Annotated in this window: 10 protein-coding genes; 5 read left to right on the top strand and 5 right to left on the bottom strand. The window is 65.0% G+C overall.

The annotated features are described in order from the left end of the window. Positions 1–456: 456 nt before the first annotated feature. Both ACXZ1M_RS12220 and ACXZ1M_RS12225 read right to left on the bottom strand, forming a co-directional pair. Positions 457–855, bottom strand: a complete 399-nt coding sequence (locus ACXZ1M_RS12220; protein WP_459053419.1) for a hypothetical protein — start codon at positions 853–855, stop codon at positions 457–459. A 10-nt stretch (positions 856–865) separates the two neighbouring features. Further along, complete coding sequence (locus tag ACXZ1M_RS12225) at positions 866–1840, bottom strand: GlxA family transcriptional regulator (RefSeq protein WP_459053420.1); 975 nt, start codon at positions 1838–1840, stop codon at positions 866–868. A gap of 80 nt (positions 1841–1920) precedes the next feature. On the opposite strand from ACXZ1M_RS12225, the gene ACXZ1M_RS12230 reads away from it, so the two are divergent. After that, entirely contained in the window at positions 1921–2523 is a 603-nt protein-coding gene (locus ACXZ1M_RS12230; RefSeq protein ID WP_459053421.1) for a DJ-1/PfpI family protein, read from the top strand. Next, positions 2520–2831, top strand: a complete 312-nt coding sequence (locus ACXZ1M_RS12235) for a cupin domain-containing protein (protein WP_459053422.1) — start codon at positions 2520–2522, stop codon at positions 2829–2831. Before ACXZ1M_RS12230 ends, ACXZ1M_RS12235 begins: the two co-directional genes overlap by 4 nt. 13 nt (positions 2832–2844) lie before the next feature. On the opposite strand, the gene ACXZ1M_RS12240 is transcribed toward ACXZ1M_RS12235, so the two are convergent. From ACXZ1M_RS12240 to ACXZ1M_RS12250, 3 genes are read right to left on the bottom strand one after another with little or no spacing between them, the layout of a single operon-like run. After that, positions 2845–5475, bottom strand: a complete 2631-nt coding sequence (locus ACXZ1M_RS12240; RefSeq protein ID WP_459053423.1) for a polysaccharide deacetylase family protein — start codon at positions 5473–5475, stop codon at positions 2845–2847. Positions 5476–5530: 55 nt separating this feature from the next. Beyond that, the gene (locus tag ACXZ1M_RS12245; protein WP_459053424.1) at positions 5531–6904 is read right to left on the bottom strand and encodes a sensor histidine kinase; all 1374 of its coding nucleotides are present in this window, start codon (positions 6902–6904) and stop codon (positions 5531–5533) included. Continuing rightward, a complete protein-coding gene (locus ACXZ1M_RS12250; RefSeq protein WP_373989544.1) occupies positions 6897–7541 on the bottom strand; it encodes a response regulator transcription factor in 645 nt (214 codons plus the stop codon). The genes ACXZ1M_RS12245 and ACXZ1M_RS12250 overlap by 8 nt, the downstream gene beginning before the upstream one ends. A 207-nt stretch (positions 7542–7748) precedes the next feature. On the opposite strand from ACXZ1M_RS12250, the gene ACXZ1M_RS12255 reads away from it, so the two are divergent. The 3 genes from ACXZ1M_RS12255 to ACXZ1M_RS12265 are packed head-to-tail and all read left to right on the top strand — an operon-like array spanning position 7749 to position 13459. Beyond that, complete coding sequence (locus tag ACXZ1M_RS12255; protein WP_459053425.1) at positions 7749–10589, top strand: TonB-dependent receptor; 2841 nt, start codon at positions 7749–7751, stop codon at positions 10587–10589. After that, on the top strand, positions 10589–11959 hold the full coding sequence (locus ACXZ1M_RS12260) for an alpha-amylase family glycosyl hydrolase (protein WP_459053426.1): 1371 nt from the start codon (positions 10589–10591) through the stop codon (positions 11957–11959). Before ACXZ1M_RS12255 ends, ACXZ1M_RS12260 begins: the two co-directional genes overlap by 1 nt. After that, on the top strand, positions 11960–13459 hold the full coding sequence (locus tag ACXZ1M_RS12265) for a tryptophan halogenase family protein (RefSeq protein WP_459053427.1): 1500 nt from the start codon (positions 11960–11962) through the stop codon (positions 13457–13459). It begins immediately after the preceding gene. Positions 13460–13474 lie beyond the last annotated feature (15 nt).

A 13474-nucleotide genomic window follows, 5' to 3' on the forward strand; every position in this document is an offset into this window, starting at 1 on the left:
GCGGTCTGCAGCCCGCGACTCAAGCCCTGTTTTGGTTTGTCGATGATCTAAAAAATCGGTTTTTATCTCTATGCCACCGGGCCAGACCAGCATCGTCAGAGCATCCCAGAGCAGGTATTTCTCAAAAGCAATTTATGCCGAGCGGAGTGCAAACTCCATTCCGTTCTGTATATAACGACGGTTTTCGGACTTTCATTAAGTAAACTTTTTTTCAGCAATGAAACATCCCGCATTCCAGAACAATCGCGCGGGTGACGCACGCTGAGCAGGCAATTCCAACCATTCATTATATATTGAGTAATTGCCCAGTGGAATTTTTATTGCGTGATGTCGTACCTACGCAACCTGTCGTAACAACATGATTAATCAGTGATTATGGTGTGATCACGCATGCAATTTTCGAGCGCAAATACACAATAAAATTGCCACTTAGCAATTTTTAATTGTAGCGCGCGACTATGACAAGCGGATGACGCTCGCCGGCGGGCGCCAGCGCAGCAGGATGGCGGTGGCGGCCAGCAGGGCGGCGGCCACCAGGTTGAAGACCAGCACGCCGTTGGCCAGGTGCAACACCAGCCCGATACTGAGGCCGGCTTTGACGCTGAACTGCCAGCTGCCGTCGGCGGGGAAATAGCTGGCCAGTTGCAGGGCGTAGTACAACCCGCCGCCCCACGCGCCCAGACGCCAGCGCTTGAGCGACGCCACGGCCGCCAGGAAGCCCAGCAAAGCGGCGCCGAACACCACATAGCGATCGGCGTCGGCCAGCGGCGCGCCGAGCAGGCCAAGGCACACGCCCAGCGCCAGCGCGCTGTTCAGCAGTAAAACCCGGGCCAGCCATGTCTCGAATTCACGCATATATTTCCCTTCAGCCAAAGCGGGCCTGGTAGTCGCTGGGCGCGACGCCCAGTTGCGCGGCAAATGCGCGCCGCAGATTGTACTCGCTGCCGAAGCCGCTCTGGTGGGCGGCCCGCTTGACCGTCATGCCGGGCCGTTCAAGCAGCGCGCAAGCCGCCTCCATGCGCAGCCGCTGCAGCAGCTGGGCCGGAGAAATGCCAGCCTCCTGCTGCAGGCGCCGGTGCAGGGTGCGCACCGACAGGGCGCAAGCGGCCGCCATCTGTTCCACGTCCGGCTGCTGCTGCAGGCGCGCGCGCAGCCAGTCGGTCAGCCGGCCATGCAAGCCCTGCGGATCGGCCTGCGCCAGCAACTCCGAGCTGAACTGGCGCTGGCCGCCGGGACGCTTGAAGAAGATCACCAGCCGCTTGGCCGCCGCCAGCCCGGCGGCGCGGCCCTGGTCCTCTTCCACCAGGGCCAGCGCCAGATCCATGCCGGCGGCGATGCCGGCCGAGGTGTAGAAGGCGCCGTCGCGCATATATATAGCGTCGTCCTGCACCGTGATGGCTGGATGCTGGGCCTGCAGGGCGGCGGCGTCCAGCCAGTGGGTGACGGCGCGGCGGCCGTCCAGCAGGCCGGCGCGCGCCAGCACGAAAGCGCCGGTGCAGACCGCACAGCAGCGGGCGAGGCAGGTGGCGCCCGCCCTCACCCAGTCCAGCACGGCCGGGGCCAGCACCGGGCTGTCGCCGTTTTCCAGGCCGCGCCCGCCGGACACGAGCAGGGTGGCGCCGGCCAGTTGGTCCGCCGGCGGCAGCGCTTCGGTCAGGACGGTGACGCCGGCGGTCGAGGCGACGGCGCCGCCGGCCGGCGACACCATGCGGATGCGATACGGCTCGGGACGGCCGGCGTCGCGCGCGTCATCGTTGGCGGTGCAGAACACCTGGGCGGGGCCGGTGGCGTCCAGCAGCACGAAGCCCGGATAGACCAGCAGCCAGATAGTGGTTGTCATGTGGCAGATATTCAACCATGAATGTCATTTGTGTCAAGCACGGCGATGGCACCATGGGACCTCACAACCGGAGGCCGCACATGACACGCACCATAGGCATTTACATATTCGACAACGTTGAAGTTCTGGACTTTTCCGGACCTTACGAAGTCTTCACCTGCGCCACGCGCGTGGCTGGCAAGCTGGCGCCGGGCGGCGAGGCGCCGTTCCGCGTCCGCACCATCGGCGCCAGCCGCGCGCCGGTGATCGCCCGCGCCGGGCTGGAACTGCGGCCGGAATCCGACTTCGGCGATTGCGGCGCCATCGACGTCCTGATCATCCCCGGCGGCGTGGTCGGCGCCGAGCTGGCGCGGCCGGAGGTGATCGCCTGGATCGCCGGCATGGCGCGCGCCAGCGAACTGACGGCTTCGGTCTGCACCGGCGCCCTGCTGCTGGCCGAAGCCGGCCTGCTGGACGGCCAGCCAGCCACCACCCACTGGGAAGACTTGGACGAGCTGCGCCAGGGCTGGCCGCAAGTCGAGGTGCGCAGCGAGCGCCGCTGGGTCGACAACGGCCGCGTGGTGACCTCGGGCGGCATCTCGGCCGGCATCGACATGTCGCTGCACCTGGTGGCGCGGCTGGCCGGCCGCGACCTGGCCGTGCGCACCGCGCGCCAGATGGAATACGACTGGAACGAAGCATGAAGCTGGTGCGCAGCACGGAGTTCACGGCCACGCGCGCCTGGGGCGCCGAACAGATCGCCGCCATCCCCGACGCCACCGTGCGCCTGCACTGGACCGACCAGCCCTACCGCTGGCACATCAACGACGGCGATGAGGTGTTTGCCGTGATGGATGGTGTGGTGGACATGCACTATCGCGTCGATGGCGTCGAACACGTGGCGCCCCTGCAAGCCGGCGACATCTTCTTCGCGGCCGAGGGCGACGCGCACTGCGCCCACCCGCGCGGCCAGGCGCGCATCCTGGTGATCGAGCGGGCCGGCAGCGACTAGGTGCAGCGAGACGCTACAGCTTTTTCAACTGCTCGCGGGCATACGCCGCGCTCGGGTGGGAGGGGGCGAGTTCCAGGAAACTGGTGTAGGCCTTGCGCGCCTTTTCCTGGTCGTTCTGCCGCATGCGGGCGTCGCCCAGATTCAGGTAGGCGATCGCGCGCGAGGCGTCGATCTGCACGGTGTTCTCGAACCAGCGCGCCGCTTCCGCATACTTTTCCTGCTTGTAGTAGACGAAGCCCAGGTTGTTCGCCGCCAGCCCGAAGTCGGGACGGTACTTCAACGCTTCGGTGAATGCGGCTTCCGCCTGCGCGTACTGCTTCTCCTTGTACAGCTGCAGGCCCTTGTCGTTGGCGCGCTGCGCCAGCTGGCGTGCCGACGCTTCCACCGGCTTGGCCGCCACGATCGTCTGTTCCCCGCCGGTCAAATTCTTGATGACGACCGTGTTGCCCTCGGTCTGCTGGCTGCGGCCGCTGTCCAGCTTGCTGTTCATGGCGATCGCGTCCGGCGCCAGTTGCGTCGATTGCGCGCTGAGGAACTCGGCCTCGACCGGCAACTGGAATACGAACTCGCCGCCCTCGGAGCCGGGCAAACTGCCGAACGCCGGCGTCTGCTGCGACACGCTGGCCACTGCCGGCGCCACATACGCGGCCAGCTCGGTGCCGGTGATCAGGCCGTCGCCGTTGAGATCGGCCTTGCCGTTCAACGCCTGCAGCAAGGTCCAGGTGAACACCGAGTGGCCGCCCGGGCCGCCATCGGCCACCATCTGGTCGGCGCCGCCGGCGGTCAGCATCTGGCGGCCGATGCGGCGCGCGTTGTCGCGCAGGAAGGCGTTGCTGCCGCCGCCGCGCGTCAAGCCCAGGCCGCTGTAGCAGGCATCCATCACGAACAGCACGTGCTTGGCGTTGAGGCTCTCGGCGATGTTCTGCAGATCGGTCATCGGAATCGCATCGACGCTCACTTGCTGCGGATCGGAATCGGCCGGAATGATGTAGCCGAGGTTGCGGCCGGAGGACAGCTGCCGCGTGGCGCCGTGGCCGGCGAAGAACACGAAGATGCGGTCATCCTTCTTCAGCTTGGCCTCGGCCAACTTGTCGTGGAACACCGCCAGAATATTGTTGCGGGTCGCCTCGCCATTGGTCAGCGTGAACACGCGCTCGCTGGCGAAGCCGAAGCGGGACACCAGCGTTTCGCGGATCGCCTTGGCGTCCTGCACTGCGTACTGCAACTTGGGCCACTTCTGATAATCGTTGATGCCGATCACCACCGCATAGCTGTTGGCATAGCCGGTGCTGACCGCGATCTTCTCCGGCTCGGGCTGCGCCCCGCCCTTGGTCACCTTGAAGTCCTGGCCGTCCCAGGTGGCAAAGCTGTAACCGTCCGCGATCAATTTATCGAGCACCATCGGCAAGGCCTTGACGCTGCGCTCGTGGATGTCATGGAACAAGATGATGCCGCGCTGCTCCTTGCCCAGCGTGGTCAGCACGCGGTTGGCGATCGAGCTCGGCACCGGATCGGCCCAGTCCATCGAGTCCACATTCCACATCACCGAGCGCAGGCCCAGCTTGGACAGCACCTCCAGGCCTTCGGCATTGTGGGCGCCGTAGGGGAAACGGAACAGCGGCGAGCGCCGTTCATCGGCGGCCTTGAGCGCGCTGTCGGCATTGGCGATTTCGCCGTACAGCTTGTCGCCGCTCTGCTTGGACAGCAACGCATGGCTGTAACTGTGGTTGCCGACGGTATGGCCGGCATCGATCAGGCGCTTGCTCTGGGCCTTGTAGCGGCCGACGTTCTGGCCGACCTCGAAGAACACGCCCGGCACATTGTATTGCTTGAGGATGGCGGCGACTTCCTCGGTATAGGTGCCGTGCGGACCGTCGTCGAAGGTGAGCACCACGGTTTTCGGCGGCAGCCCGTAGCCGAAGATTTCCTTGTTGGACGGCGTGGATGGCGTGGCGGGGGCCGCGCTGGCCGCAGGCTGCGGATACGGCGTGATGACGCCATAGTCCTTGAGTATCTGCTCGCGGCTGTACAGCTTGCGCAGATGGGCCACATAGTCGTCCCACTTTTCACGCTTGGGCGTAATGGCGCGCGCTTCGAAGCGCGAGAAGATGTCGCTGATCTCCTTGTCGTACTGCTTTTCGATGTCTTCCAGCGCCACCAGGTCTTCGCTGACGCGCTTGTGCAGCTTGATGGCCGGCAGCGTCTGATCGGCTGCAGCCAGCTTCTGCATCGCCAGCAGCACTTCGCGGAACGCCAGCCGGTCCGCATCGTACAAGTCCGGCGCCGATTCGATGTACGACAGCAACGCATCGAGCGCCGGCTCGCGCTGTTGCGGCGGCAGGGCGTGGGTTTGCGCCAGCAGTGGCTGCAGGCGCGACTGCCGTTCCAGGTTTTCGTGGAATAGCGACTGGCCGACCTGATTGGCCGCCTTGCGTTCGGTGTCGCTGAGCGTCTTTTCGTCGGCCAGCAGCACGATGATCTTGCGGTAGTTGGCCAGCAGTGCCTGCAATTCGGGCTGTACGGCAGGCACGGCGACGGGAGCCGTGGCGGCTGGCGCGGCCGAAGGTGTGCCGCGCAGCGCCAGATACGCGCCGCCGGCCGCCAACGCAGCCACCACGGCGGCAATCATCAGTTTGGATTTCATCAGCAATTCTTTAGAGCAATGGAATCCATATTCTATGACATATTTGCCAACAACCCTAAAGCGCGCGCGGGAGGAATACGCTTACCAGCAGGCCGATCCCGCCTTCCGCGCGGGACAGGGTGATCGTCCCGCCATTGCGCTCGGCCGCACGCTCGGCGATCGCCAAGCCCAAGCCGCTCCCCAACTGCTCCTGCCCCGGCACCCGGTAAAACCGCTCGAACACCTTTTGCTGCAATTCCGCCGCGATCCCCGGCCCCTGATCGGCAATGGTCAGCCGGCATCCATCGCCCTCGGCCCGCAAGCCCACCACAATCCGCCCATTCTCCGGCGAATACTTGATCGCATTGCTGATCAGATTATCCAGCAACGCCGCCATGCTCTCCACGTGCAAGGCCATGCCGCACTCGGCCTCCGACTGAAACTCGATGTCGATCCCGCGCTGCATGGCCAGCGGCACCGCCGATGCCAGCCGGCTACGCACAAACCCGCCCAGCTCCGTATGCGGCGGCGGTTCCGCGTTCGGCTCCGCCCGCGCCCGCTCATACGCCAGCAACTGATGCACCATGTGCGTGGCCCGCGCCACACCCTCACGCAAGCCCTGCCCCGCTTCGGCATGACGCTCGGCGTGCTCGGCCACGCTGCGGCTCAACAACAGATGCGCATTGATCTGGATCGCCGCCAGCGGCGTCTTCAACTCATGCGCCGCGTCGGTCAGGAACTCATGCTCGCGCTCGATGCGCTGGCTCAGCCGCATCATCAAGCGATTGATAGCATCCACCAGCGGCGACAATTCCCGGTACGGCGAAGCCGGCAGCGCCGTCAGGTCCGACACCGCGCGCGCTTCGATCTGCTCGGCGATCGAACGCAACGGCCGCAGCCCGATGCCGACGATCAGCCACGCCGGCAACAGCAGCAAGGGCAAACTGAATATGGTCGACGACAGCAAAAAACTGACACCGGAAAAACTCAGCATCCATTCATCATCCACCTCATGGCTGCGCTCGACCACCAGCCCGCTGACCGCGTCGCGTTCGACCGCGCTGACCCAGGCGTTGGCCCTGCCGGCCGCCGCCGTGCCGGCCGTCGGCAACACATCGGGCAGCGCCGGCAGCGAGTTGTACACCAGCGCGCCGTGCTGCCACACGCGCAACCGCACGCGCGAGTGGTAGTCCAGCTCGCGGAACATGTCGCGCCGCACCGCTTCCAGCGTGGCCGCCGCGCGCTGCACGCGCTCGCGGTCGCCGGCGATTTCGCTCAGGTGCAGCAGCACTTCGCGCGTGTGCGCGGCGTTCTCGCTGGCGGTGCGGGTGCGCTGCGTGATCTTGGCTTCCACCGCCACATAGGTGAAGCCGGCCAGCGCCACCAGGGCGATCACGGCCGAGAAGCCCAGCATCAGCCGGCGGAACAGCGACGAGGGCAGCTTATTCATGCGGACGCTGCGCCATGTAGCCGACCCCGCGCACGGTGCGGATCAAGCGCTCGCCGATTTTCTTGCGCAGGTTGGAGATGTGCACGTCCAGCGTCTGCCCTTCGCTGTGCGGCAGCACGCCTTGCTCCAGCTCGGCGCGCGTGAGCACCCGGCCCGATTCCTTCACCAGGGCCAGCAGCAGCGCGAACTCGGTGCGCGACAAGGCGACCGGTGCGCCTGCGCGCGTGACCAGCATGCGGCCTTCGTCCAGCACCAGTTCGCCGAAACTCCAGCCGCCGTTGGCGTTGCCGTTGGCGCGCCGCACCACCGCGCGCAGCCGCACCAGCAGTTCGGGAATTTCAAACGGTTTGATGAGGTAATCGTCCGCGCCCGTGTTAAAACCGTTGAGGCGGTCTTCCAGGCTGTCGCGCGCGGTCATGATCAATACCGGCAGGCTCAAGCCCAGAGCGCGCAGTTGCCGCAGCAGTTGCGCGCCGTCGCCGTCGGGCAGGCCGAGATCGAGCAGCACGGCGTCGAAAGTTTCGGCTTGCAGGCGCGCCAGCACGCCGTCCGCCAGGCGCAGCCACACCACCGCGTGACCCTCGTCCTGGAACACCGCCAGCAAGGCGCGACCGATGGCCAGGTCGTCTTCTATCATTAGTATTTTCATGCTGAAAGTGTAGCAAGCTTTGTAGTTAAATTACGGCGACGTCTGCAAAACGCCACAAGGCAGGATCTGCCGCGAAATCAGGGACTTGGCGATCAACCTTCACGCTTCCTTTAGCCGGAGGCCACGCCGTCGTTGACCATGTTTTAGTGCTGTTACAACATGCGTCCTGCAATCACAATAATTCTTAGGAGACGTATGACCACCATGACCTCATTCCGGCTCAGCCCGCTGGCTGCCGCCTGCGCACTGATGCTGCTGGGCGCTGCCGCCCACGCCCAGACCGCCCAATCCGCCGACGAGCAGAAGGACGCCAAGGCCACGCCGGCCTCGGCCGACGGCGAACTGGCCACCGTGACCGTGGCCGGCATCCGCCGCGGCATCGAGCAAGCCATCTCGATCAAGAAGAACGCCAGCTCCATCGTCGAGGCGATCTCCGCCGAAGACATCGGCAAGCTGCCCGACAACACCGTGGCCGAGTCGATCTCGCGCCTGTCCGGCGTGACCACCCAGCGCAACAAGACCAACGGCAAGGCCACCGAAGTGTCGGTGCGCGGCCTGTCGCCAAGCTTCAACGGCGCCCTGCTCAACGGCCGCGAGCAAGCATCCACCAGCGACGCCCGCAGCCCCGAGTTCGACCTGTTCCCGTCCGAGCTGACCGGTTCGGTACTGGTGTACAAGACGCCGGACGCCAGCCTGATGGGCCAGGGCCTGGCCTCGACCATCGACCTGCGCACCCTGCGTCCGCTCGACTTCGGCCAGCGCGTGCTGGCGGCCTCGGCGCGCAAGGAGCGCATCGGCTTCGATTCCGGTTCCGACCTCGGTTCCGGCCACCGCACCACCTTCAGTTACGTGGACCAGTTCGCCAACCGCACGATCGGCCTGTCGATCGGCCTGACCTCGTTCAAGCAGGATAACGGCGGCGAACTGAAATTCGACAGCTGGGGCGGCGGCACCACCGACATGGCCTACAACGGCGGCACCGCCAAGGCGCCATCCGGCTTCCTGGCCGAAACCGCGCGCCGCAAGAGCGACCGCGACGGCGCGGCGCTGACCCTGCAATACAGGCCCAACCAGAAATTCCGCTCGACCCTGGACGTGTTCTACTCCCGTGGCGACGAGAGCACCAAGAAAACCGGCATCGAAGGCGCGGTGGCCGGCAGCACCGGCCTGTACGATCCGAACGGCGTGCTGAGCAACGCGGTGGTGGCCAACGGCATCGCCACCAGCGGCACCATCAGCAATTACAAGGCCGACGTGCGCAACCACCTGTACCGCGCCAAGGACAAGCTGACCTCGATCGGCTGGAACAACGAACTGAAGCTCGACGACCAATGGCGCGTGGAAGGCGACCTGTCGTACTCGCACGGTGTCAAGCGCATCTCCAACTACGAGACCACGGCCGGCCAGCCGGGCAACACGCCGGCCAGTCAGCTGGCCTCGGTGTCGTACACCGGCTTCGACGGCAAGAACTTCTCCGATGTGAAGTACACGCCGAGCATCAGCTACGCCGACCGCAAAGTGGCGCTGCTGACCGACGTCGACGGCTGGGGCGGCGGACCGCTGACGCCGCAGGCCGGCTACGTGGCCCTGCCGACCATCGACGACACGGTCAAGGCCGCCCGCCTGAGTGCGCACCGCGAACTGGATTGGGGTCCGCTGACCAACGCCCATTTCGGCCTCAACTTCACCAAGCGCGACAAATCGCGCGTCGGCCAGGAAGGCCGCCTGTCGATCAAGGGCGGCGACGGCTACGCCAGCGCCGCCATCCCGGGCACGGCCACCGAAATGGCCGGCGCCTCCGGCATCCCTGTCGCTTCGTTCGATCCGACCGGCACGCTGGGCACGATCTATGAACTGAACCGCTGGGTCGATTCGACCGTGCTGGCGCGCGACTGGACTGTCGGCGAGAAGGTGGCCACCGCCTACGCCATGGCCGACCTCGACGGCAACCTGTGGTCGCTGCCCTACACCGGCAACTTCGGCCTGCAGATCGTCAACACCAAGCAGGAATCCACCGGCAACCAGGTCGATCTGGCCAATTGCAAGGGCATCACGGTCGAGACCTGCCCGTACAAAGTGCGCAGCGACGGCACCAGCTACACCAACGTGTTGCCGTCGCTGAACGTGGCCTTCGACCTCGGCTACGAGCAGAAGCTGCGCCTCGGCGCCGGCAAGCAGATCTCCCGCGCCAATCTCGACAACATGAAGGCCGGCCTCGACTTCTCGGTGCAGAACGCTACATCGCTGGCCCCGGCGCTGTCCGGCTTCGCCGGCAACCCGCAGCTGAAGCCGTACCAGGCGCGTTCGCTCGACCTGTCGTATGAGAAGTACTTCGGCAAGAAGGGCTACGTCAGCGCCGCCGCCTTCGTCAAGAAGCTGGACAACTACATCATCAACGCGCCGATGCAGTTCGACTTCAAGCCTTACACCAGTGCCAGCACGCCGCTGCCGACGACCGGTCCCTACGCCGGCTCCACCATCGGCTTCCTGACCATGCCGCAAAACGGCACGGGCGGCAATATGCATGGCTACGAGCTGGCCGTGAACGTGCCGTTCGCGCTGGCCACCGACTGGCTGGACGGCTTCGGCGTGGCCGCCAACTATTCGTTCACCGACAGCTCGGTGCGGCTGCCGACCAGCGGCTTCGTGTCGCCGTCGAACAGCCCGGTGTTCAACAACGCCGTCGCCGAGATCGGCCTGCCTGGCCTGTCGAAGAACGTCAGCAGCGTGCGCGTCTACTACGAGAACCACGGCCTGCAACTGGCCTGGGCCGCGCACCGCCGTTCCGACTTCGTTGGCCAGATCCTGGACTACCGCAGCGATTCGCAGTTCACCTTCATCAAGGGTGAAACCATCGTCGACCTGCAGGCGTCCTACGAGTTCCAGAGCGGTTGGCTGAAAGGCACCTCGGTGTTCGTGCAGGGGCATAACTGGACCAATGAACCGTTCCAGGAATTCACCAGCGATCCGAAGCAGATCACCAACAAGGTGGTGTACGGCCGTACCTACACCTTCGGCCTGACCTACAAGTTCTGATGAAGACGCTCCTGATGGCATTGCTGCTGTCAGGAGCGGTGTTGGCGCCCGCCACCGCCGCTCCCGACGCCTACCAGCCGAAACCTTATGTCCAGTTCCATCACGCCGAGTGGACCAAGAACGCCAGCATCTACCAGATCAACACCCGCCAGTTCACGCCGGAGGGCACGTTCCGCGCCGCCGAACGCGAGCTGCCGCGCCTGAAGGCGCTCGGCGTCGACATCCTCTGGCTGATGCCCATCCATCCCATCGGCCAGGTCAAACGCAAGGGCGCCTTGGGCAGCCCCTACGCCGTGCGCGACTACCTGGCCGTCAATCCGGAATTCGGCACGCTGGCCGATTTCAAGCACTTCGTGGAGGCCGCGCACGCGCAAGGCCTGCACGTGATCCTCGACTGGGTCGGCAACCACACCTCGTGGGACAACGTGCTGCGCACCAGCCACCCGGAGTGGTACGAGAAGGACCGCAAGGGCCAGCCGCATCCCACGCCGTGGTACGACTGGGACGACATCATCGACCTCGATTACAACCAGCCCGGCCTGCGCCGCTACATGACCGACGCCATGCGCTACTGGGTGCGCGACATCGGCGTGGACGGCTACCGCGTCGATGCCGCCGGCCTGACGCCGCTCGACTTCTGGGAACACGTGGCGGCCGAGCTGCGCGCCGTCAAGCCGGTGTTCCTGCTGGCCGAATGGGAAAGCCGCGACCTGCACGCCAAGGCCTTCGACGCCAGCTACGCCTGGACCTGGTGGGAAGGCCTGCGCGCCGTGGCCGAAGGCAAGGCCGACCCCACCTCGCTCTACACCTACTACGCCTGGAACCAGAAGTTCTATCCCAAGCAGGCCTACCGCATGCTGTACACCACCAATCATGACAAGAACGCGTGGGACGGCACCGAGTTCGAAATCTTCGGGCCGGCGGTGGATGCGGCCATCGTGTTCTCCTTCGTCAGCGAAGGCATGCCGATGATTTACAACGGCCAGGAAGCGGGCAACCGCAAACGGCTGGCCTTCTTCGAGCGCGATGCGATACAGTGGCAGGCGTCGCCCTACACCGCGCTGTACACCAAGCTGCTGGCACTCAAAAAGCAGAACAGCGCGCTGTGGAATGGAGAATGGGGCGCCACCATGGAACAGGTGCCGAACAACGCGCCGAAGCAGGTATTCAGCTTTGTGCGGCAGAACGCGAAGGACAAGGTGTTCGCAGTGTTCAACCTGAGCGCGCAGCCGGTGCAAGTCGGCTTCCGCGACGATCTGCACGTCGGCAGCTACCGCGATTTCAGCACCGGCGAGACCGTGCGCGTGGACAGCGCGACGCAGTTCCAGATGGCGCCGTGGAGCTACAGGATACTGATAAAGGCAGAATAGATGGAGACCATCAAGAACGTAGTGATCGTCGGCGGCGGCACCGCCGGCTGGATGACGGCGGCGGCGCTGGCGCGCGTATTGGGCGATAAGGTAAAAATCACGCTGGTGGAGTCGGAAGACATCGGCACCGTGGGCGTGGGCGAATCGACCATCCCGATGATCAAATTGTTCAACGCGGTGCTGGGCATCGACGAGAACGAATTCGTGCGCGACACCCAGGCCACCTTCAAGCTGGCCATCGAGTTCAAGGACTGGGGCCGCATCGGCGACGAGTACATGCACGGCTTCGGCATCTTCGGCCAGGACCTGGCGACGCTGCCGTTTTACCAGTACTGGCTGCGCATGCACCAGGCGGGCGAAGCGCCGGACCTGGAGCAGTATTCGATCAACCGCATGGCCGCCAAGGCCGGCAAATTCATGCGCGCCGACCGCTCGCACGGCAACTCGCCGCTGGGCGACATCGTGCACGCCTTCCATTTCGACGCCGGCCTGTATGCGCGCTACCTGCGCAAGTACAGCGAGGAACGCGGCGTGCGCCGCGTCGAAGGCAAGGTGGCCGACGTGCTGACCCGCGCCTCCGACGGCCATGTGGACGCTGTGCGCATGGAAAACGGCGACTTGATCGGCGGCGAATTGTTCATCGACTGCTCCGGCTTCCGTGGCCTGTTGATCGAGCAGGCGCTGCACACCGGTTTCGAGGACTGGTCGCACTGGCTGCCGTGCGACCGCGCTTATGCGGTACCGTGCGAACTCGGTGGCGGTTTGACGCCGTACACGCGCGCCACGGCGCGTCCGGCCGGCTGGCAGTGGCGCATCGGCCTGCAGCACCGCACCGGCAATGGCCACGTGTATGCGTCCAAATTCATGAGCGACGACGAAGCGGCGTCCATCCTGATGGCCAACCTCGATGGCCGCGCGCTGGCGGAGCCCAAGCAGCTGCGCTTCACGGCCGGCAAGCGCAAGCAGGTGTGGAACAAGAACGTGGTGGCGGTGGGACTGTCTTCCGGCTTCCTGGAGCCGCTGGAGTCGACTAGCATCCACATGATCCAGTCCACCATCGCGCGCCTGATCACCTTCTTCCCGGACAAAGGCTTCAGCGCGCCCGATATCGCCGAGTTCAATCGCCAGTGCGATTTCGAGGTCGAGCGCATTCGCGACTTCATCATCCTGCACTACCACGCCACGGAACGTAACGACACGCCGTTCTGGGACTACGTGCGCACCATGGAGATACCGGACACGCTGCGCGCCAAGATGGATTTGTGGCGTTCGCGCGGGCGCATCGTCCGCGTCGACAACGAGCTGTTTGCGGAAGTGGGCTGGCTGCAGGTGCTGCACGGCCAGCGCGTGCCGGTGGCGGGACATCATCCGATGGCCGACCTGATGGACGAACAAGAGATAACCGACTACCTGGGCGACATCGCCTCGGTGATCGGCAAGTGTGTAGATCAGATGCCGACGCACGAGGCCTTCATCAAGGCCAACTGCGCGGCCAGATAGTATTCAAGGAGTAGC

It is taken from the genome of Duganella paludis (assembly GCF_054461335.1).